Origin of the sequence: Longimicrobium sp., assembly GCA_036377595.1 — a bacterium.
Lineage (GTDB): Bacteria > Gemmatimonadota > Gemmatimonadetes > Longimicrobiales > Longimicrobiaceae > Longimicrobium.
Window position 1 is genome coordinate 80,854 of sequence record DASUYB010000014.1, and the last position, 20,899, is coordinate 101,752.

The 20,899-nt window shown below is 70.6% G+C and carries 15 protein-coding genes; 6 read left to right on the forward strand and 9 right to left on the reverse strand.

The window, feature by feature from the left end:
* Positions 1-96 precede the first annotated feature (96 nt).
* The gene (locus tag VF092_02040) at positions 97-2,481 is read left to right on the forward strand and encodes a transglycosylase SLT domain-containing protein (GenBank protein ID HEX6746066.1); all 2,385 of its coding nucleotides are present in this window, start codon (positions 97-99) and stop codon (positions 2,479-2,481) included.
* Positions 2,482-2,509: 28 nt separating this feature from the next.
* Here VF092_02040 and VF092_02045 read toward each other — a convergent pair whose 3' ends face one another.
* Positions 2,510-3,241 (reverse strand): hypothetical protein, encoded by a 732-nt coding sequence (locus VF092_02045; protein HEX6746067.1) that lies wholly within the window; start codon positions 3,239-3,241, stop codon positions 2,510-2,512.
* Between the two features lie 410 nt (positions 3,242-3,651).
* Positions 3,652-4,662, reverse strand: coding sequence for a M23 family metallopeptidase (locus VF092_02050; protein HEX6746068.1), 1,011 nt, complete (start codon positions 4,660-4,662; stop codon positions 3,652-3,654).
* A gap of 194 nt (positions 4,663-4,856) precedes the next feature.
* Here VF092_02050 and VF092_02055 point away from each other — a divergent pair, with 194 nt between their 5' ends.
* Positions 4,857-5,840, forward strand: coding sequence for a DUF72 domain-containing protein (locus VF092_02055; GenBank protein HEX6746069.1), 984 nt, complete (start codon positions 4,857-4,859; stop codon positions 5,838-5,840).
* A gap of 164 nt (positions 5,841-6,004) precedes the next feature.
* Here VF092_02055 and VF092_02060 read toward each other — a convergent pair whose 3' ends face one another.
* Positions 6,005-6,898, reverse strand: a complete 894-nt coding sequence (locus tag VF092_02060) for a glycoside hydrolase family 19 protein (GenBank protein HEX6746070.1) — start codon at positions 6,896-6,898, stop codon at positions 6,005-6,007.
* Between the two features lie 257 nt (positions 6,899-7,155).
* Between VF092_02060 and gcvT the strand changes: the two genes are divergently transcribed.
* Together gcvT and VF092_02070 are read left to right on the forward strand one after the other, a co-directional pair.
* Complete coding sequence (gene gcvT, locus VF092_02065) at positions 7,156-8,274, forward strand: glycine cleavage system aminomethyltransferase GcvT (protein HEX6746071.1); 1,119 nt, start codon at positions 7,156-7,158, stop codon at positions 8,272-8,274.
* Between the two features lie 357 nt (positions 8,275-8,631).
* Positions 8,632-10,212 carry a sigma-54 dependent transcriptional regulator gene (locus VF092_02070; GenBank protein ID HEX6746072.1) on the forward strand — a complete coding sequence of 527 codons (1,581 nt, stop codon included), beginning with the start codon at positions 8,632-8,634 and terminating at the stop codon, positions 10,210-10,212.
* 202 nt (positions 10,213-10,414) lie between these two features.
* Here VF092_02070 and VF092_02075 read toward each other — a convergent pair whose 3' ends face one another.
* From VF092_02075 to VF092_02095, 5 genes are all read right to left on the reverse strand, one after another.
* A complete protein-coding gene (locus tag VF092_02075) occupies positions 10,415-10,912 on the reverse strand; it encodes a cyclic nucleotide-binding domain-containing protein (GenBank protein ID HEX6746073.1) in 498 nt (165 codons plus the stop codon).
* A 503-nt stretch (positions 10,913-11,415) separates the two neighbouring features.
* A complete protein-coding gene (gene aceA, locus VF092_02080; GenBank protein ID HEX6746074.1) occupies positions 11,416-12,708 on the reverse strand; it encodes an isocitrate lyase in 1,293 nt (430 codons plus the stop codon).
* Between the two features lie 43 nt (positions 12,709-12,751).
* Positions 12,752-14,368 carry a malate synthase A gene (gene aceB, locus VF092_02085; GenBank protein ID HEX6746075.1) on the reverse strand — a complete coding sequence of 539 codons (1,617 nt, stop codon included), beginning with the start codon at positions 14,366-14,368 and terminating at the stop codon, positions 12,752-12,754.
* Between the two features lie 649 nt (positions 14,369-15,017).
* Entirely contained in the window at positions 15,018-17,453 is a 2,436-nt protein-coding gene (locus VF092_02090; protein HEX6746076.1) for an SMC family ATPase, read from the reverse strand.
* A 1-nt stretch (position 17,454) separates the two neighbouring features.
* Positions 17,455-18,603, reverse strand: a complete 1,149-nt coding sequence (locus tag VF092_02095) for an exonuclease SbcCD subunit D (GenBank protein ID HEX6746077.1) — start codon at positions 18,601-18,603, stop codon at positions 17,455-17,457.
* A gap of 294 nt (positions 18,604-18,897) precedes the next feature.
* On the opposite strand from VF092_02095, the gene VF092_02100 reads away from it, so the two are divergent.
* Positions 18,898-19,248 (forward strand): hypothetical protein, encoded by a 351-nt coding sequence (locus VF092_02100; GenBank protein ID HEX6746078.1) that lies wholly within the window; start codon positions 18,898-18,900, stop codon positions 19,246-19,248.
* A 212-nt stretch (positions 19,249-19,460) separates the two neighbouring features.
* The gene (locus VF092_02105; protein HEX6746079.1) at positions 19,461-20,066 is read left to right on the forward strand and encodes a hypothetical protein; all 606 of its coding nucleotides are present in this window, start codon (positions 19,461-19,463) and stop codon (positions 20,064-20,066) included.
* A gap of 308 nt (positions 20,067-20,374) precedes the next feature.
* Here VF092_02105 and VF092_02110 read toward each other — a convergent pair.
* A partial coding sequence (locus VF092_02110) for a response regulator transcription factor (GenBank protein HEX6746080.1) occupies positions 20,375-20,899 on the reverse strand: 525 nt, incomplete at its 5' end.

Sequence of the window (20,899 nt, forward strand, 5' to 3'; positions counted from 1 at the left end):
GGACCCCCGGACGCGCGTGGGCGGTACTCCCCACGGGGCACGCTCCTCGCGGAGCCGGACCGCGTCACCCCGACGCGCACCCGCCGACCGCTCCGGATGGACCAACGCCGCATCCTGCTCATGCTTCCCGCCCTCGCCGCGCCGCTGCTGGTCTGGGGCGCCGTCCGCCTCGCCTCGCCCGAGCCGGCGAAGCCTGCCCCCGCGCCCGTGCTCGTCCCGAAGCCGTCGCCCGTCCCCGCGCGCGTGGCCAGCGTGCCCGTGCCGCCGGACGTGGCCGAGCTGCTGCGGCAGGGGCGCAACTGGGCCGCCGCCCGCCGCCTGCGCGAGCTCGTCCGCGCCGACAGCGAGCCGGGGCTGGTGCTGCTGGCCGCGCGGGCCGAGGGTGCGTGGGGCGGCTGGTCCAACGTCCGCCGGCTGCTGGAGGGCAGGCCGTGGCTCGACCGCACCGAGCGCGGCGAGGGCTGGTTCCTCCTGGGCCGCGCACGCGAGGAGGCGCGCGACCTGGCCAGCGCGGCAGATGCGTACGGCCGCGCGCTGCGAGGCGGATCCGAGGCGCCCGCGCCCGAATGGGTCCCCGTCGCGCAGCTGCGGTACGGGCTGGTGCTGCTCCGCGCGGGGCGGGTGGACGAGGGCGTGGCCGCGCTGGAGCGTGCGCGCGCCGCATCACCCGCGGCGGCGGGATGGGCGGGCGTGCTGGCCGCGGAGGCGCTGGTGGACCGGGGGGATACGGCCCGCGTGCGCGCGCTGGTCGGCCGCGGCGTGGCCGAGGCACCGCTCCGCGCGCAGCGGGCATGGGTGGGGACGTACCGCGCGGCGCGCGACCCGGCCGGAGCCCGCGCGCTGGCGCTCGCCTTCCGCGCCCGCACCGCGGAGCCGGGGGACCGCGCCGCGCTCGGCACGCTGGCCGCGCAGGCCGCGCTGGCGCAGGGAGACACGTCCGCCGCGCGGCAGGAGCTGCGCACCGCCATCGCCGACGCCACGGCCACGCCGGCGGCGGCCGACGCGGCGCGGACCCTCTCCGCGCTCCCGCGGCTCACCGCGGACGACCACCTCGCCATCGCGCTGGCGTACGACCGCAACGGCAACCCCGGCCGCGCGGCGGACGAGTACCGCGCGTGGCTCGGCGCCGGCGCCGGGTCCCCCGACCAGCGGCGCGACGTGCAGATGCGGATGGGCCGCGCGCTCTTCGCCGCCAACCGCTTCGCCGAGGCCGCCGGCATCCTCGCGGGGATCGGCGACGCGCCGCCGCCCGTCGCCGCGGAGGCGTCGTTCCTGGCCGCCCGCTCGCGCTACCGCACGGCGGGACGAGCGGCGGCCGTCCAGGGCTTCCTGGCGACGGCGCAGCGCTACCCCGGCCAGCCCGCGTCCGCGGACGCGCTCTGGCTGGCCGCCGACCTGACGCAGGACGCGGGGGATGGAGCCGGCGCGCGGGCCCTGCTGCGCCGCGTCGCCGCCGAGTATCCCACCAGTCCGCGGGCCGGCCAGGCGCTGATGCGGCTCGGCGCGGCCGCGCTGCTGGCGGGAGACTGGGCGGGCGCCGCGGGCGCGTACGACCAGTACCGCGTCCGCTACCCGTCGGGCGACCTGTGGCTGCAGGCCACGTACTGGGCCGGCCGCGCCGCCGCCGCGCGCGGAGACGCCGCCGGCGCGCGCGAGCGCTGGCGCGAGGTGCGCGCGAAGGAGCCGCTGTCGTACTACTCCGTACGCGCCGCGCAGCGCCTGGGCGAGCGCTGGTGGCCCATCCCCCTGGCCGCCGCGCCGGTGGACGACGCGGCCGCGGTGGAGCGGGTGCGCGGGTGGATGGAGACGCTGGACCTGCTGCGCAAGGCCGACCTCTGGCGCGAGGCGGAGGAAGACGTCGCCCGGCGGGTGAAGGAGGCGGGAACGGACCGCGCGCTCCTCTACCCGCTGGCCGAGGCGCTCGAGGCGCGCGGCTTCGCGCCGCAGGGCATCCGCATCGGGCTGGCGCTGCGCAGCGCGGGCGCGCCGTACGACCTGCGCCTGGCCCGCATCCTCTACCCCTTCCCGTACCGCGAGATGGTGGCCGCCGAGGCGCGGGAGCGCGGGCTGGACCCGTTCCTGGCCGCGGCGCTGATCCGGCAGGAGTCGTCGTTCAAGCCGCGCGCGCTGTCCCGCGCGGGGGCGATGGGGCTGATGCAGGTGATGCCGGGGACGGGCGCGGGGCTGGCGGAGGGTGCCGGGGTGGAGGGGTACGGCCGCGACCTCCTCTTCAACCCGGAGATCAACGTGCACCTGGGGATGCGCTTCCTGGCGTCGCAGATGCGCCGCTACGGCGGCGACCTGCCGCTGGTGTTCATCGCCTACAACGCGGGCCCAGGCCGCGCGAACCGCTGGCGCTCGTTCCCCGAGAAGCGCGACCCCGAGCTCTTCACCGAGCGCATCCCCTTCGACGAGACGCGCGACTACGTGAAGATCCTCACCCGCAACCTAGAGATCTACCGCGGGCTGTACGGGGGGTGAGCGGAAGGCACTATCCTCCCCCGGTGGTTCAGAGAGCGAACAGAGCAGCCAAGGCAGCTTCGATCCGGGCTATCGTGGCATCGTCCACTACCACACCGGTCCATCCCACGATTTCGGCGGGGTGGAATACCGATTGGACGTCGGCAATTGCCACCAGAGCTGCCGGCATTTCACTATCAAGTTCTCGGAACCACTCGGCATCGGTAATCACGAGGTCGTCCGCCGCAGGCTCGAACGCGCGGATATCATCGATCGGCACGATGACCTGGTACCGTGCCTGCCTGGAGTATTCCGGCTCGGTGAGTACCACCCCGTGCGCGTAACCAATGTACTGCCGCAGCACAGCCCCGATTTCGACTACCCGACCGCGCCAACTTCCTGCAGCAGAACCTTGGCCGAGTGAAGTGCCCGTGCCGAATCCAAGCGCCTTTCGAAGGAGCCGGCGCAACTCCGGCATCTCGTCGATGAGCCTGCCCACCATGCGGAGGAAGTCCTCGGACACGGCTGGCACCAGACGGCCCGGATAGACATATGTAGGCTTGCTGAAGCCACTATGGTCGTACCGGCTCGCACCAGGGACGACCAGCAGGGATGCTGCGCCGAAGTTCGCTTCGGTTGGCTGCGTACTGGCGTAGGCGAACACGCCGATGTCGCCCGCATCCTCGCAGGTGGTCAACAGGACGTGTCGCCGTGCCTTGGAGTCGCCTCCGTGCTGCGCGTCGGGAGGGAGGAACCAGACTTCACCCGGATATCTGCGCATCGGTCTTCCAAGCGGGAAAGTGAAAGGCTGGACCTCATTCGAGACCCAGCCAGTCGTTTTGATCCCAGCTCGACAGCAGCCTATGGCTGTTTGCGGCGTCGCTTCTCCCTTCGCTCGCCGATCGCTCGGCGCCCGCGTGCCGCCACTTCCAGGAAATCTTCGTGGTCTGGAGGAGGCGTTGGATCCAGGCGCTGCGGTGGAGACCCCGTTCCGGCGATGGGAGGCGTTACCGCCTCGCCCTGCTGCCGATTGTGCGCGTGCATGCGATCTCTCAACACGAGTGAAGAGCGTCCAGTATGCCGATGCCAGCGCATACTGTCAAGCCCGTCCGATAGCACCTGCGCAAGCCGTCTACTGGAGGTGCTCAGTCCTGAAGCTTGTACTCCTGCGAACGCACAGCGTTCGCAGGTTCAGTACCCCACCCCCGTCGCCACCACCTGCGGCGCGCGGGACAGGAGCTCGGCGAGGACGGTGCGCTCCTGCCGCCAGCCGAGGTCATAGCCCACGTCGCCGGTGCTGCTGGCGGTGGGCTGGACCAGCATCGGGTCGACCGGGCGGCCCTTGCGGCGCACCTCGTAGTGCAGGTGCGGCGCCGTCGCCAGCCCCGTGGCGCCCACGTAGCCGATCACGTCGCCCTGGCGCACGGGGAAGCCGTTGCGCACGCCCGGCGCGATCGCCGACAGGTGGCCGTAGCGCGTGGCGTAGCCGTTGGGGTGCGTGACCTCGATCAGGTTTCCGTAGCCGCCCTTCGGCCCGGCCCAGCTCACGCTTCCGTCCGCCGCCGCGCGCACCGGCGTGCCGTACGACGCGGCCAGGTCCACGCCCAGGTGCGGCAGCACACGGTGCAGGATGGGGTGGAAGCGGTTGGACGCGAACGGCGAGGTCACCCGCATCCGCGCCAGCGGCCCCGCCCACGGCACCGGGTCGAGCGAGCGGCCCCAGTCATCGTAGTAGCCCGGCCGGTCGCCGTGGTCGTAGAGGAAGACGGTGTACAGGCTTCCGCCCACCGCGGCCTCGGCGGCCAGCAGCTGGATGGCGCGCGTGGTGCCGTCGGGCCGCCGCGTGCGCTCGTACGCCAGCCGCAAGCGGCCACCGTTGGGCATCCCCTGCTGGTTGAGGAGCGGCAGGAAGATCTTGTCCAGGTGGCGGCCGATCATCTCGCGCTCGCCCTGCGACAGGTCGCCCGCCACGGCCAGCAGCGCCTGCTCGAACGTTCCCTTGGCGTATCCGCCGATGAACTGCGTGTCGGTGACGATGGCCGGCAGCGCGCGCACCGCGGGGAGCACGGGAAGCGACTCCACGCCCTCGGGCGCGTCCGCGCTCGCCCAGCGCGACGCCATCCCCACCGACAGCAGGGCGATGGCGACGGCGCCCGCGACGGGCGCGAAGATGGAAAGCAGGTCGATGCGACGACGAGGCATGCCGGGTACGGGCGTGCGTGCGCCCCGGAAGGGTTCCAGTGTGCCGGATTTGTTGGGGGGAGGAAGGAAAATACAGCAGGATGGCCCGGAGCGGAAGGGAGACGGCGAAACGCTCCTTCCCCTGCCGTCGATCCCGATCCTGATGCGCCACGGATGCACCGATCCCGGTCCGGAGCTTGCTCCCCGTGCGGGGCATGATTCGCTATGGACCGGCGGGGTTCCAGTACAAGGACTGGGAGGGGATCGTCTACCCGGTCCCCAAGCCGAAGGGATTCGATCCCCTCGCGTACCTGGCGCACTACTTCGGCACGGTGGAGATCAACTCCACCTTCTACGGCCCCGCGCGCCCAAAGACGGCGGAGAGCTGGGCGCGGCGGGTGGCGCACAACCCCGGCTTCCGCTTCACCGCCAAGCTCTACCAGCGTTTCACCCACCAGCGCAAGACGGCGTGGACGCAGGCCGAGGTCGACGAGGTGCGCGCCGGCTTCGACCCGCTGATGGACGCGGGAAAGCTGGGCGCGGTGCTGCTGCAGTTCCCCTGGTCGTTCCGCCGCACGGAGGAGAACCGCGAGTGGCTGGCGGACGTGGTGGAGACGTTCCGCGAATATCCGCTGGTGCTGGAGGTGCGGCACGCGACCTGGAACGTGCCGGAGTTCTACGCGGAGCTGATGGAGCGGGGGATCGGGTTCGTGAACATCGACCAGCCGCTCTTCCACGACTCCATCAAGCCCAGCGCGGTGGCCACCTCGCGCGTGGGCTACGTGCGCGTGCACGGGCGCAACTTCAAGGACTGGTTCCGCAAGGACGCCGGCCGCGACGCGCGCTACGACTATCTCTATCCCGCGCACGAGCTGAAGCCGTGGGCCGAGCGCACCAGGGAGCTGGCCGACGAGCCCGCCACCGACGACGTGTTCGTCATCACCAACAACCACTACCGCGGCAAGGCCGTCACCAACGCGCTGATGCTGCAGTCGATGGTCGAGGGCAAACCCGAGCCCGCCCCGCCCCCGCTCTTCGACGAGTACGGCGAGGCGCTCGAAGGCTACGCCGTCCCGCAGGAGGTGGAGATGGGTTCGGGGGATAAAGACGACGACGACGCGAAGCCCCCGAAGCCGAAGAAGAAATCGTCACCCGCAAAGAAGCCATCCCCGCGCAAGAAGAAAAGCGCCCGGCAGTGATTCCGCCGGGCGCCTCATCATCTGTGCATCGACCGAAGTCCGCGAAGGCGGACTGCGTGTAGTTGTAGCCGCGAGTTCACTCGCATCGTCCAACCTGCATCTCCACTCCCATCCCGCCTCTGCCTCACTCAACCATCACCGCGACCGAAGCGGGATCACGCCGCTCACACCGGCGCGGGCGCGGGCGCGGGCGCCAGGAACGACGCGGCCACCCAGCCGGTGATGTTCGCGACCCCGTTCACCGTCCCCTGCACGCGCACCTGCTTCCAGCCGCCCTGGTTCGCGAGCTCGTGCACGACCGCGCCCTTCGGCAGCGGGCTGCCGGCGACGGCGGGGTTCGACGCGGCGGGGCCGCTGCGGATGTTCAGGTTCGTCGCGGTGACGACGAACGCCGCGCCAGCCGCTGACGTGGACGGCGTCGCCGGAGCCGCGGGCTGGGCCGGCGGCGCGGGGGCGACGACGGGCACGCCGGGGACGGCCGCGACGACGCTGTCGCGCAGCGCCTTCTCCAGCTTGGTCGCGTAGCCGGCGATGCGGTCGGCCTGGTCGAGCCCGTTGATGATCTTGCGGGCGTTCACGTAGTCGCAACCGGTGGCGTTGATGTACCGGCTCAGCGCCCTGCCGGTGAACGCGCCGGTGCGCATCCCGTACGACATGATGCGGTAGGCCACGTCCGCGTCCAGCGCCAGCGCCGGCTCGTACAGCAGCCGGTTCTTCAGCGCGTTGCCCATGCTGCGGTAGTTGTAGTCCCACGTCAGCTGCACGAAGCCGCGGCCGTAGTACACGTTGCTGAACTGCTTCCCCGCCGGGTCGGTGACGGTGACCGGGTTGCCGTACTTGTGCCCCTTCCCCTTCCCGAACTCCTCGATCGGCTTCCAGCGGTCGGCGCACTCGTGCTTGACCGTGGCCAGCATGTACGCCAGCCAGCGGATGTCGGTGATCTCCGCGTCGGCCTCGGCGGCGGCGAGGATGGAGCTCAGCCCGTCCTGCTGCGCCTGCGTCAGCGAGCCGAACGCGGCGGTGTACGAGGCGAAGAACTTCGCGCGGTCGAATTTCATGGGAGCGCTCGCGGGAAGAGAGGGGAGAGGGTGGAGCGTGCGCGGGAGGGGATCACGCGCGGCGCCGGGGCGGCGCACGACCCAAAGCTAGTCGCCGCAAGCCGTTCGCGCCACGATGCGGACGGTTCGCGGCGGTGCTGCCGGGCGGGAATGCGCCGTGCGGGCACGGGCGGAGGCGCGTTCCACGGCTCGCGCCGGCCGGGTGCCGGTGTTAGCTTGACTGCCATTCCGGCTGACCTCGAACCCGAGCCCCACGCATGGCCGACGCGACGCAGACCCTCCGGCGCACGCCGCTCCACGGCGAGCACCTGCGCCTGAACGCGAAGATGGTCCCCTTCGCCGGCTACGAGATGCCGGTGCAGTACCCCAGCGGCATCACCGCCGAGCACAACGCGGTGCGCAACGCCGCGGGGCTGTTCGACGTCTCGCACATGGGCGAGTTCGAGGTGCGCGGCGAGCGCGCGCTGGACTTCGTGCAGCACATCACCACCAACGACGCGTCGCGGCTGGAGGTGGGGCAGGCGCAGTACAGCACCATGCTCAACGAGCAGGGGATGGTGATCGACGACCTGCTCGTCTACCGCTTTTCCGACCACTACATGCTGGTGGTGAACGGCGCCTGCCACGACAAGGACTGGGCGTGGGTCACCCGCTGGGCGCCGCAGTTCGGCGTCGACGTGCAGGACCGCACGGACGACATCGCGCTGCTGGCGCTGCAGGGGCCGAAGGCGCCCGCGATCCTGTCGCGGCTGACCGACACGGACCTGGACGCGATCCGCTACTACCACTTCACCGAGGGCACCGTCGCCGGGGTCCCCGCCATCATCAGCCGCACGGGCTACACGGGCGAGGACGGGTTCGAGCTCTACGTTCCCGCGGACGCGGCGGCGGGGCTCTGGCGCACGCTGCTGGAGACGGGCGCGGGCGACGGGCTGATCGCCACCGGGCTGGGGTGCCGCGACTCGCTGCGGCTGGAGATGGGAATGGCGCTGTACGGCAACGACCTGGACGAGGGCCACACGCCGCTCGAAGGTGGTCTCGGCTGGGTGACGAAGCTCGACAAGGGCGACTTCGTGGGCCGCGAGGCGCTTCGGCGGCAGAAGGAGACGGGCGTGACGCACCGCCTGGTCGGGTTCAGGCTGAAGGAGCGCGGCTTTCCGCGCCCGCACTACCCGGTGAGCTTCGAGGGGCGCAACGTGGGCGAGGTGACCAGCGGCACGCTGAGCCCCACGCTGGGCGAGGGAATCGGGATGGCGTACGTTCCCGTGGAGGCGTCGAAGCCGGGGACGGAGATCGGGATCGTGATCCGCGACCGCGCCGTCCCCGCCGAGGTGGTGAAGCCGCCGTTCCACACCGCGGGCACGGTGAAGAAGTAGGGGCCGGCTCCGGCGGCGGGGTTGTGGGGCGAATGAATTCGCGGCAACAACCACACGAAGTCCGCCTTCGCGGACTACCGGCGGCGGAGAGGACGATGGGCCGGTGCTCGCGAACGGTATCCAGCATGGCCGCGGCGAATGCGTGAGGGATGCGCGCCCGGAGGGCCGGGACACCGCCGCGCGCGCACCGTCCCCTCGGGTCCGCGGGGATGGCCGGCGCGGCGGGGGCCCGGCGCCGTTGGCCACAGCGGTATCGTGGCCTACGGCGCGCGCAGCCCGTTTGGGCGTCTCAGCGCCCAACACGCCCAAACCAATCGGTTGAAGTTCATCTTCTCGTAGAGGGAGCTGCGAAATCCGTTGGCCGACGTCGTACTGATCACCACCGATGACCTGGAGCCGGCCGTCCGGCTGCGCGGCGCGTTCGAGGAGGACGGGCTGCGCGTGGAGCTGCTGGCGGCCGGCGAGACCGTGGCCGACGCGCTGGGCGAGCCCATCCTGCTGGTGATCACCGGCGGCCTGCGCGAGCGCCGCGCCCGCCAGCTCATCGGCCAGGCGCGCGACCGCGGCCGCATCCCCGTGATCGGGCTGACGGAGCCGACCGAGCCGTCCGGCCGCGAGGTGTGCCGCCAGCTGGGGGTCAGCGAGTGCTTCCCCAAGCCGATCGACCCCGAAGAGGTGGCGATGATCGGCCGGCGGCTGATCCAGCGCGAGGAGCTGCGCGAGATCACCGGCATCGTGGGCGAGACGGAGGAGATGGAGGGTGTCCTGGAGCGCATCGTCCAGATCGCCCCGGTGAACTCCACCGTGCTGATCCTGGGCGAGAGCGGGACGGGGAAGGAGCTGGTGGCGCGCGGGATCCACGCGCTCAGCCCGCGTCGGCACCGCCCGTTCATCGCCGTCAACGTCGCGGCGCTGCCCGAGACGCTGCTGGAAAGCGAGCTGTTCGGCCACGAGAAGGGCGCGTTCACCGGCGCGGCCAGCCTGCGCAAGGGGTTCTTCGAGCTGGCCAACGGCGGCACGATCTTCCTGGACGAGATCGGCGAGATGCCGCTGTCGACGCAGACCAAGCTCCTGCGCGTGCTGGAGGAGCGCGAGTTCCGGCGCGTGGGCGGCGAGGACGTGCTGCGCGTGGACGTCCGCGTTCTCGCCGCGACGAACCGCGACCTCCGCGAGCAGGTGGCCACGGGACAGTTCCGGCGCGACCTCTACCACCGCCTGAACGTCCTGCGCATCGACCTCCCCGCGCTGCGCGAGCGGCGGGCCGACATCCCGCGGCTGATCGACCGCTTCATCCGCGAGTTCAGCGCCGAGCACGACCGCCCGTTCATGGGGATCGACCCCGAGGCGGTGCGCGTCCTGGTCGAGTACGACTGGCCGGGGAACGTGCGCGAGCTGCGCAACCTGGTGGAGAGCATGGTGGTGCTCGCCCCGGGCCGGGTGATCCGCCCCGAGGACATCCCGGCCGAGGTGCGCTACAGCCGCGGCCAGCGCTCGCTGATGCCGGTGCCCATGCCCGCCATGCGACCCGCCGCATCGACCGCGGTGACGGCGGAGGCGAACGGGAGGCCGCCGCCCGAGCTGGAGTTCATCTTCCGCACGCTGTTCGACATGCGGATGGACCTGGACGACCTGCGGCGCGAGTTCGAGATCTACAAGCAGCGCCAGCGCGAGCCGGTGACGATCCCGGGCGTGGCGATCGGCGGCCCGGTGCCGGCCGCGCTGGGGTGGGCGCCGCCCCCGCCGCCCGAGCCGGAGCCGCCCGAGGAGCGCGGCGTGGTCGTCTTCCGCCCGGGAATGACGATGCAGGACCTGGAGCGTGAGGCCATCGGCGCGGCGCTGCGCGAGGCCCGCGGCAATCGCCGCCGCGCCGCGGAGATGCTGGGCATCGGCGAGCGCACGCTCTACCGCAAGCTCAAGGAGTACCAGCTCGAGGCGTGATCGCGAGATTCAACGGAAAAGAATCCCGCACAGAGGCACGGAGACACAGAGGCACGGAGACTCATCGCGGGTCCGTGCCTCCCGTGTCTTCGTACCTCCGTGTAATACAAATGTGGAATTTTATCTCACGCAGGGTTAGCAGAGTTAGCAGTTGAACAAGCTGCTAACTCTGCTGACTCTGCGTGAGACTTTCTGTTTCCAATCAGAACTCGCCGCGCAGGAGCTTCTCGATGAGCTCGGTCACGCGCAGGTAGGATTCTTCGTCGCGCGGCGGGTCGGCCGCGTCCTCCCGGTTCCGGCGCGGATAGCGGTACATCCGCGTGACCGCGAACTCCGAGATCACCTTGCGGAAGCGGCTCCCGAACGCCGGGTCGGCCTCGATCTTGGCGTCGATGTCCGCGCGGCGCACGCTCAGCAGCACGCCGTCCTTCGTGGCGATCACCGAACCGCCCGCGGGCTCGCGGTTGATGTACGACATCTCGCCCAGCAGCTCGCCCGGGCCCACCCGCGCGACCTCCGGATCGCCCAGCGTTTCCGACGAGACGACGAACTCGCCCTCGAGCACGAAATGGATGTGCTCAGGGGTCTCGCCCTCGGCGATGACGACCTCTCCGGTGCGCACCCGCCGCCGCTCTCCCACCGAATAGAACCATTCCGCGTCCTCGTCGGCGAACTCGCCCAGATAGGGGGGTACGGGCAATGACATCTCCTCGCGGGACTGAACAGCGGCCCTTCGGCAGTGCGGCCTGCGATCAAATTGGACGCTTCGGAGGCGCCGACGCACATTAGCGTCCGGTCCATGACACGTCAATCCACGGCGTTCTGAGTCCGCCCTGATTTCGCCGTTTCTCATCCTCACCCCGCACTTGCCCGCGCGTCCGGCGCGCCCGGCAACCTCGCCCTCCTTGCCGAAGTCCGCCGCGCGCCCATTGCGTTCTCCCGGTTTGACGGCCCCAACCCGCTGAATTCGCACGACTTACGTTTCGCGCCTTCTCTTCCGCTAAAATCGGGATCCACTGCCCCGGACCTCCCATTCCCAGGACGGGCGGCGGGGGCCGGAGGTCACGCGCAAGTCAAGGACCCCCATGCGGTTCTCCCCGGACACACGAAGCCGCGGAAGACCGATCGTGGTCCTCCGCGGCTTCGCGGTCGCGGCGCGATCAGGCGCTCGTCAATTCCGCAACCCGATTTCCCTCGCCCGGATCAGGCGAACTGGGCCTGCTCGGTGCTGCCGGTGAGCGCCGCGGTCGAGGCCTCGCCGCCGGTGACGGTCATCAGCACCTTGTCGAAGTAGCCGGCACCGACCTCGCGCTGGTGCTTCGTGGCGGTGTAGCCGTCGGCCTCGCGCGCGAACTCGTGGTCCTGCAGGGCCACGTAGGCGGGCATCCCCTCCTCGGCGTACCCCTTCGCCAGCTCGAAGGTGTGCAGGTTGATCAGGTGCCACCCGGCCAGGGTGACGAACTGGAACTTGTAGCCCATCGCGTTCAGCTCGGCCTGGAAGCGGGCGATGGTGTGCGCGTCGAGGTTCTTCCGCCAGTTGAACGAGGGCGAGCAGTTGTAGGCCAGCATCTTCCCGGGGAACCGGGCGTGGATCCCCTCGGCGAAGCGGCGCGCCTCGTCCAGGTCGGGGGTGCTGGTCTCGCACCAGATCAGGTCGGCGTACGGCGCGTAGGCCAGCCCGCGGGCGATGGCCGCGTCGAGCCCGCTGCGCACGCGGTAGTACCCCTCCGCCGTCCGCTCGCCGGTGCAGAAGGCGCGGTCGCGCTCGTCGATGTCGCTGGTGAGCAGCGAGGCGCTGTCGGCGTCGGTGCGCGCGATCAGCACCGCCGGCGTGTCCAGCACGTCGGCCGCCAGCCGCGCCGCGGCGAGGGTGCGCACGAACTGCGAGGTGGGGACGAGCACCTTGCCGCCCAGGTGGCCGCACTTCTTCTCGCTGGCCAGCTGGTCCTCGAAGTGCACGCCCGCCGCGCCCGCCTCGATCATCGACTTCGTCAGCTCGAAGGCGTGCAGCGGCCCGCCGAACCCCGCCTCGGCGTCGGCCACGATGGGGACGAGCCAGTCGCGCTTCGCCTCGCCGTCGCCCTCGCACCACTCCACCTGGTCGGCGCGCATCAGCGCGTTGTTCAGCCGGCGGACGACCGCGGGGACGGAGTTGGACGGATACAGGCTCTGGTCGGGGTAGGTCTGCGACGAGAGGTTGTTGTCGCCCGCCACCTGCCAGCCGGAGAGGTAGATCGCCTCGAGCCCGGCCTTCACCATCTGCACCGCCTGCGCGCCGGTCAGCGCGCCGAAGGTGCGCACCGCGTCGTCCTGATGCAGCCGCCGCCACAGCCGTTCGGCGCCGCGCCTGGCGAGCGTCTGCTCCACCCGCACCGATCCCCGCAGCCGCACCACGTCGGCCGCGCTGTAGCCGCGGGTGATCCCCTGCCAGCGGCCGTCGGTCAGCCACTGGATCTCCAGCTCGCGCACCTGCTGTTCGAAGCTCTCCCGGCTCATCGGCTCCTCCGTCCGTCTCCAGGGTGTGTCGATGGTCCCGCCGTCAGCTCAGGAGCTGGTAGGCCGGGATGGTGAGGAACGACTGGAACTCGTCGCCGAGCACCAGGTCGTCGAGCAGCTTGACCGCCTGGTCCAGCTGCGGCGTCTCCGCGCCGCGCCCCGCCTTCAGCTTCGCCACCTCCTCGTCGCGGATGCGGCAGTAGTCGTCCGGCGTCATCATCCCGTCACCGTCGCCATCGTCAGTGATGGGCGTGCGGTGGCGGATCCACTGCCAGAGCTGCGCGCGGCTGATCTCCGCCGTGGCCGCGTCTTCCATCAGGTTGTTGATCCCCACCGCGCCGTTCCCCTGCAGCCACGCCTCGAGGTACTGCAGGGCCACCGAGACGTTGTTGCGGATGCCGCCCTCGGTCACCTCTCCCCCCGCGATCCCGCAGGAGATCAGGTCGCGCGCCTCGACGGAGACGTCCTCGCGCAGCACGTCCTTCTGGTTCGGCTTCTCGCCCAGGTGCCGGTCGAAGATCTCCTTCGCCACGGGAACGAGGTCGGGATGCGCCACCCAGGTGCCGTCGAACCCCTGGCTCGTCTCGCGCTCCTTGTCCTCGCGCACCTTCGCCAGCGCGACGCGGTTGACCTCGGCGTCGCGGCGGCTGGGGATGAAGGCGGCCATCCCGCCCATGGCGTGCGCGCCGCGGCGGTGGCAGGTCTTCACGAGCAGGTCGCAGTACGCGCGCATGAAGGGGACGGCCATGGTCACCTGCGCGCGGTCGGGCATCACCGCGTCCTCGCGGTTCCGGAACTTCTTGATCAGCGAGAAGATGTAGTCCCACCGCCCGGCATTGAGCCCGGCGGCGTGGTCGCGCAGCTCGTACAGGATCTCGTCCATCTCGAACGCGGCCAGGATGGTCTCGATCAGCACCGTCGCGCGGATGGTGCCCACGGGAATCCCCAGCGCCTCCTGCGCGGCCACAAACACGTCGTTCCAGAGCCGCGCCTCGAGGTGGCTCTCCATCTTGGGGAGATAGAAGTACGGCCCGGTCCCCCGGCCCAGCAGCTCGCGCGCGTTGTGGAAGAAGTAGAGCCCGAAGTCGAACAGCGACGCGGAGATGGCCTCGCCGTCCACCGTCACGTGGCGCTCGACGAGATGCCATCCGCGCGGGCGGACGAGGAGCACGGCCAGCTTCTCGCCCAGCTGGTACGACTTCCCCTCGGGACTGGTGAAGGAGAGGGTGCGGCGGACGGCCTTCTGCAGGTTGTCCTGCCCCTCGAGCACGTTGCGCCAGGTGGGCGAGAGCGCGTCCTCGAAGTCGGCCATGAAGCAGCTGGCGCCCGAGTTCAGCGCGTTGATCACCATCTTGGCGTCCACCGGCCCGGTGATCTCCACCCGGCGGTCCTGCAGGTCGGGCGGGCAGGGGCCCACCTTCCAGTCGCCCTGCCGCACCGGCTCGGTCTCCGCGAGGAACTCGGGCATGGCGCCGGAGTCGATCAGCGCCTGCCGCCTGTCGCGCCGGCGGAGGAGCTCGATGCGGCGGGGATTGAACTGCCGGTGCAGCCGGGCGACGAACTCCACCGCCTCGGGGGTGAGCACGCGCTCGCACGCCTCGATGTCTTCGCAGACGAAGGTCACGCCTTCGACTTCGCTGCCCGCGGTAGCGGAGATCATGCGGTCTCCCGTGGTCCTTGAATTCGTTCAATCACCGGGCAAACGCGCCCCGAGCCCGGGCGCCGGCGGGGGTGCGGAAGCACGCGCCGCGCCAGCGCTTGCAGCAGGGTATAGCAACGATGCTGCCATGAATCCCGCTCACCCACCGCCGGACGGCGGCGCGGCCGCTTCTTGTTCGGCAGGCGGGCTACCCGAACGGGTGGGGCGGACGGGAGTGCTGAGTGTTGAGTGGCGCGATGACAGACATTGGTGCGCGGCGCGGGCATCGCGCCCTCTCCGGCTCGCTGGGGCTCGCCACCTCTCCCGTACCGGGAGAGGTAGGGGTGAGGAGATTCGCGCTGGTGTCGTAGATCGGTGCGGCCGAGGGCAGGCCCCCTCCCCCGGCTCCTCTCCCGCTGCGCAGGGGAGGGGAGAAACTGAGATCCACGGCCGCGCTGAGTGGCCGCGAGCGCAGCGAGCCCAGGTCCCTCCCCCAGTCTGTTTTGGGGGAGGGACAGGCGCGAAGCGCCAGGGAGAGGGCGCAGTGGCGGCGCCGAGCGCCAGAGAAACGGCCCTGCTCGCCGCTTGGCAAGCAGGGCCGTCTCCTCAGCACTCAGCACTCAGCACTCAGCACTCAGCACTCAGCACTCAGCACTCAGCACTTCGAAATCTACGCCGCCAGCAGCGGGGTGTCGTCGCTCGGGTTGGTGGATTCCTCGCGCACGATGCTGGTGCCGCTGCGCTCGTCGTACTCCACGCGCAGCACCTGATCGAGGCTCTCGCGGATCCCCTCGATGTGGGTGATCAGGATCACCTGCTCGAAGCGGTCCTCCAGGTTGTGCAGCAGCTGCACCACGTTGTCCCTCCGCGCCACGTCCAGCGAGCCGAAGACCTCGTCCAGGATCAGCAGCGACAGGGGATGTCCCGCCCGCTCCGCGATCATCTGCGAGAGCGAGAGGCGGAGGACGAGGTTGGCGATGTCTTCCTCGCCGCCGCTGATCACCGGCTTCTCCTCGCCCTCGTCGAGGACCAGGATCTCGTACGACTCGTCGATCTCCATCGACGTGTAGCGGCCGTCGGTGAGCTGCGCCAGGAACATCGAGGCGATCTCCGACAGCTCCGGCCGCACTTGGTCGTTCAGCTCGCCGCGAAGCTCGGTGTACGCCTCGTCGAGCTCGTCGAGGTGGTCGAGCTCGCCCTGCTGCCTGACGATCTCCTTGGCGCGCTCGTGGTACTGCTGCTCGGCGCGCTGGGCGGCCTGCAGCGCCTGCTCGGCGGTGCGGACAGCGCCCTTCGCCTCCGTCTCCAGCAGCTCGGCCGCGCGGTGGCGCTCCACCGCCGCCTCGTGCTCGGCCTTCACCCCCGCGAACTCTTCGTCGCTGAACCCCAGCGCGTCGCGCTCGGCGGTGCGCTCGCGGTGGCGCTCGGCGGCCGCGCCCTCGCGCTCGCTCGCCTCGGCCAGCTCGCGATCCCACTCCTCGCGCCGGCCGACGATCTCGCCGAGGCGCCCCTCCTCCTTCTCCAGCCCCTCGAGATGGCGGAGCGCGTGCTGCACCTGCTGGTGCAGCTCGCGGTCGTAGCCGGTGGGGATCTCCTGCAGCTCCTCGGCGAGCTCCCTGCGCTTGCGGTCGCGCTCGCGGAGGTCCTTGCGCAGCCGGTCGAGCTCCTGCACGGCCACCTGGCAGCGCGCGTGCTTGCGGGCGCGGTCCTCGAGCTGCGCCGTCAGCTCCTTCTCGCGCGCCTCCAGCTCGGCCACGTCGTCGGGCTTGTCCTGCAGCTGCTCGGAGCGGCTCTTCCACCAGATGCCGTCCTGCTTCGCCTCCTGGAACTTGTCCTCGAGCTGCTCCAGCATCCCCGCGTAGCCGGCGCCGAGCGGGCGGCCGCAGGTGGGGCACTTCCCCTCCGGCCCCTCCTTGCGGATCCGGCGGACCTGCTCCTGGAGATCCTTCGCGACGTCGCGGATGTTCTGGAGCTTGGTCTCGGCGTCCTGCCGGTCGCGCAGCCAGCCGCTCCGCTTCTCCTCCAGCTCGGCCGACACCTGGGCGCGCTCGGCCGTCCCGTGCTCGATCTCCTCCGCGAAGCGCTTCTCCAGCTCCGGCGCGGTCTCGCGCTTCTCGATCTCGCCGCGGCAGCGCTCCAGCTCGGCCTCTACCTCCTCCAGCCGCCGCGCCACGCCGTTGCGGCGCTCCTCCTGCTGGCGCAGCTCGATCCAGCGCTCGGCCTCCACGCGCAACGCGGGGAGCGGCTCCAGCTGCTCGCGCAGCGGCGCCAGCTTCTCCTCGGCCGCGGCCACCTCGCGCAGCCCCGCCGTAGCGCGGTCCACGTCGCGGCGGGCGGCGGTACGGTCGCGATCCGCCGCGTCGATGGCGTGCGTCAGCTCGCGGTGGCGATCGCGCGCGGCCTGCGCCGCCTCCCACTTCGGCAGGAAGGCCTTGAGATCGGCGAGCAGCTGCTCCGTCGACTTCTGCGCCGCGTTCCACTCGTCCAGCGCGTCCTGGCTGCGCTTCGCGGCGGCGATGCGGGCGTCCACCAGCTCGTTCAGGTCGCCGATGCTGGACTTCAGCCCGCGGATCTCGGCGCGCAGCTCGGCCTTGCGCTCGCGCACCAGGTCCTGCGCGCGGCGCAGCCGCTCGTAGCCGAGCACCTGGGAGAGGAAGCGCCCGCGCTCGGCGGGGCCCATCGCCGCCAGGAACTGCAGCTCCTTCTGCCCGGTGAAGTAGGTGTTGAAGAACTCCTCGCGCGTCATCCCCAGCCGCTGCTGGAGATAGACGCTCACGCCGGCCAGCGTCGCCGCGACGGGCTGCGGGCCGCTGTCGAGGTAAACCTCGGCCGAGTGCATCGAGCGGACGACGCGGTACTCCTGCTCGCCCAGCGCGAAGCGGAGATCGACCTCCACGCGCGAGCGCGGCTGCGCGCGGGCGAAGCGGATGGTCTCGTTCGTCCCCCGCGCCGCCTGCGAGCCGTAGATGGCCCAAGCGATGGCCTCCAGGATGGTCGACTTCCCCGAGCCGTTGGGGCCGATGATCCCCGTCAGCCCGGGGCGGAAGTCGATCGCCGTGTCCGCGTGCTGGCGGAAGTTCTTCATGCGCAGCGAGACGAGGCGCATCTCAGCTCCCCTCCGCCGTGCGCTCGATGTACTCGCCGCCCATCTCCACCAGCCGCTCGGTGCTGATGTCGGGGCGCGTCGGCTTCCAGCGCCCCAGGTAGCTCTCCACCTGCTCGCGCAGCGTCTGCCGCCGCACCGGCGCGCCCGACGGGGCGCGGCGGCGCACCTCGGGGGGACGGACGTCGAGGTGGAAGTGCAGCGCCTCGGCCTTCCACTCGCGGATGCGGCGGTGGTTCAGCTCGCGCACCACCGCGCGGGGAACGTCGAGCACGACCAGGCGGATGATCTTGCTGCGGATCCCGTCCTCGATCTTCTCCACGGAGAGCCGGATCTTCTCGTCGATCTCCTGCGGCGACAGCCCCTTGGCCTCGATGCGGGGGAGGTCGAGGATGGCCCGCGTCTCCACCGGCTGGAAGTCGGCGATCCCCGTTTCCGTGTCGTAGAGGAGGAACCCCTTCGCGGTCCGCTCCTGCCAGATGAACGCCGAGGTGCGCTCGATCCCCCCCGCGTACCAGACGTTCTCGGCCAGCGGCTCGGCCATGTGGTGGTGGCCCAGCGCGACGTACGTCCACGCCTTCGGCCGGATGGCGCTCTCGGGCACCTGCGCGCCGCCGAACTCGGTGCGGTAGCGCGGCTCGCCGTCCTTCCCCATCACCTCCGCGTGGATCAGGAGGACGTTGTGCTTCGCCTTCGGGTCCGGCTCCATCACCGTCTGGTGCTCGGCGGCCAGGGAGACGTGCGGCATGCACAGCACCGACGTCTCGATCTCCGGCAGCACCACCGCGCGGCATTCCTCGTAGACCACGTGCAGGTTCTCGATCTCGCGGAAGAGCGAGAGGATGTTCCCCGTGTCGGCCGAGCGCGGCGAGTCGTGGTTGCCTGCGATCATCACCACTGGCGTGCCGGGGAGGCGCTCGGAGAGGACGGAGAACTGGCGGAACGCCTCGGCGATGGCGGTGTTGCTGGGGCGCACGGTGTGGAACACGTCGCCGGCCACCACCACCAGGTCCGGACGCAGCTCCACGACCCGCGCCACGGCGTGGCGGAAGGCCTGGGCCACGTCGGCCTCGCGCTGGTTCACGCCGCGGCTGGTGACGCGGTGGTAGGCGCGGTACCCCAGGTGCAGGTCGGCCAGGTGTGCGATCTTCACGGAACCCTGCGGCGAACGGTTACTGCGGATGAACGGTGGCGTCCGGACGATTGCTGATACACCGGAAGTGAGCGGGGTGTGCGCGCGGCGCGGGACGGCGGCTTCGCGCGCGCGTCTGGCGCGCGGGCGCGCGGGCGGCTAGATCATCCGGGCGTGCGTCGCGTGCCCGGAATCGTACCGCGGCGGGCGCCGCGCGGCAACGGGAGAACGGAGGGCACGGGCGAGGGTATCTCCCTTTCCCGCCCGATGGCAGCGACGTGCGAGGCGGACTCTCGCCCCCTGATGGATACCAAGATGGCCGAGCCGAAGAAAAAGAAGAAGAAGCGCACCGCGGCGGAGATGCACCGCACCGTGCAGGACCAGGTGCAGGCGCTCCCCTTTGCCGTGCAGCACCTGGAGAAGGAGGGGAAGAAGACGCAGGCGTTCATCGTGAAGTACCTCACCGGCCCGGTGCTGCGGCTGGTGAACAAGCTGATGAACCGCACGCGCTACAAGGGCACCGAGGGCGCCAAGCTCAAGCAGAGCGAGCAGATGAAGCGCCACCTGGAGCAGCGCCAGAAGGCCGCCGAGTACATGCAGGGCGAGCTGCGGAAGATGCAGAAGCGCGCGCAGAAACGCGGCGGCGGCCCCGGCAAGCCGCGGTGATCCGCACGCACGAGCGAAGCCCCCGCCGGACGACGATCCGGCGGGGGCTTCGGCGTTTCCGGGGGCGATAAAGAACACACTTGACTGGGGGATGCCGGCCGATTATCCTGTGCACCTTTCAGTTCCCAACCGGCCCTCGCGTTCTCGATCGCGGCGGCCGCATTCAACACCCGGTGCGCCCGAGCGCGCGATCCGGATGACGACGAGCGCACGTGAACCCCAGGATTTCGCGAGCTCCCGCCACCGGACCGCGGGAGCACATCCCGATCCCGGCCTACAGCCGGGAGGTGCGCGGCTATCACGGCTGCGACTGGCGAATCGCCGAGCGCCTGCTGGCCGGCGACGCGTTCGTCTCCAGCGCCAACGCATGGGACTGGCTGGGCGACGGCATCTACTTCTGGGAGTACGGCCCCGACCGCGCGCTCCGCTGGGCCGAGGCCTCGAAGCGGATCGAGAAGCCTTCGATCGTCGGCGCGATGATCCAGCTCGGCCGCTGCTTCGACCTCCTCGACACCCGGTTCACGCGCGAGCTGCGAGGGTTCTACGGCAAGCTGCTGAAGGAAGAAGTCACACTGCCCGGAAACCGCGGCAAGGGGCGCTTTCTGGATCGTGCGGTCATAGAAGCATACTTGATCCGCGCGCAGGAGATGGGTACAGTCTACGACACGGTGCGAGGAGCGTTCGTAGAAGGCGAGCCGATCTATCCTGGCTCCGGACTGTTCATGGAAACTCACATCCAGATCGCGGTACGGAATCCGCAGAGCATCCTCGGCGTGTTTCGGCCGCCTATACGGCCAAGCTTGGAGAGTGACCAATGACTCGACGCCGTAGAATTCCTCTTGTAGATCCCCCACCCGAGAACCCGGGCGTGGAAGGACTTGCTCGTGTCTCGGAATCGCTCAAACGCATGAGCAGAGAAGAACTCTCCGCGCTCTTCGTCCGCGCCGGCATCTACACGCCGGATGGGCAGCTGACGCGCAAGTACGGAGGGACGGCTGATCCGGAGGAGTCCAGCGCGGCCGCGTGAGGCATCTCGATCTCGAAATCATGGCAAGCGAAGGGCGCCGCCGGGGTGAGTTTCCCGTGCGGCGCCCTTTCTGTCCCCTGTCCCCTCACCCCTGCGGTTCTACGCCTGCCCCGACTTGAGCAGCCCCGTGTCCAGCGCGAGGCGCACCAGTTCGCTGCGGTGGCTCAGGCCGAGCTTCTGCATCAGCCGCGCACGGTAGGTGTCCACCGTCTTCGGTGACAAGTAGAGCTTCTTGCCGATCTCGCCGCTGCTGTAGCCCTCGGCGGTGAGCGCCAGCACCTCGCGCTCGCGCTCGCTCAGCTTCTCCAGCGGGCCGGCCTCGCCCTTCTGCTCGGCCAGCTTGTACTGGCGCAGCAGCAGCTTGGTGGCGTTCGGGTACAGGAACACCTCGTCGCGCGACACCGTCTGGATGGCGCGGATCAGGTCCTCGTCCGCGCTGGTCTTGCGCACGTAGCCGCTGCCGCCGGCCTCGAGCACGGGGAGCAGGTACTCCTCCTCGGCCTGGCTGGTGAGCACCAGCACCCGCGCGCCCAGCCCCAGCTCGCCGATCTTGCGAGTGGCCTCGAGCCCGCCGATCCCCGGCATGGCCAGGTCCATCACCACCACGTCGGGGCGCAGCAGGCG

What these genes read in the sequence shown, in the direction of transcription:
- VF092_02055 (HEX6746069.1), top strand. Translation starts at nt 4,857, where the DNA reads ATGATTCGCTATGGACCGGCGGGGTTCCAGTACAAGGACTGGGAGGGG.
- aceA (HEX6746074.1), bottom strand. Translation starts at nt 12,708, where the DNA reads ATGAGCCGGGAGAGCTTCGAACAGCAGGTGCGCGAGCTGGAGATCCAG.
- VF092_02040 (HEX6746066.1), top strand. Translation starts at nt 97, where the DNA reads ATGGACCAACGCCGCATCCTGCTCATGCTTCCCGCCCTCGCCGCGCCG.
- gcvT (HEX6746071.1), top strand. Translation starts at nt 7,156, where the DNA reads ATGGCCGACGCGACGCAGACCCTCCGGCGCACGCCGCTCCACGGCGAG.
- VF092_02060 (HEX6746070.1), bottom strand. Translation starts at nt 6,898, where the DNA reads ATGAAATTCGACCGCGCGAAGTTCTTCGCCTCGTACACCGCCGCGTTC.
- VF092_02090 (HEX6746076.1), bottom strand. Translation starts at nt 17,453, where the DNA reads ATGCGCCTCGTCTCGCTGCGCATGAAGAACTTCCGCCAGCACGCGGAC.
- VF092_02050 (HEX6746068.1), bottom strand. Translation starts at nt 4,662, where the DNA reads ATGCCTCGTCGTCGCATCGACCTGCTTTCCATCTTCGCGCCCGTCGCG.
- VF092_02045 (HEX6746067.1), bottom strand. Translation starts at nt 3,241, where the DNA reads ATGCGCAGATATCCGGGTGAAGTCTGGTTCCTCCCTCCCGACGCGCAG.
- aceB (HEX6746075.1), bottom strand. Translation starts at nt 14,368, where the DNA reads ATGATCTCCGCTACCGCGGGCAGCGAAGTCGAAGGCGTGACCTTCGTC.
- VF092_02100 (HEX6746078.1), top strand. Translation starts at nt 18,898, where the DNA reads ATGGCCGAGCCGAAGAAAAAGAAGAAGAAGCGCACCGCGGCGGAGATG.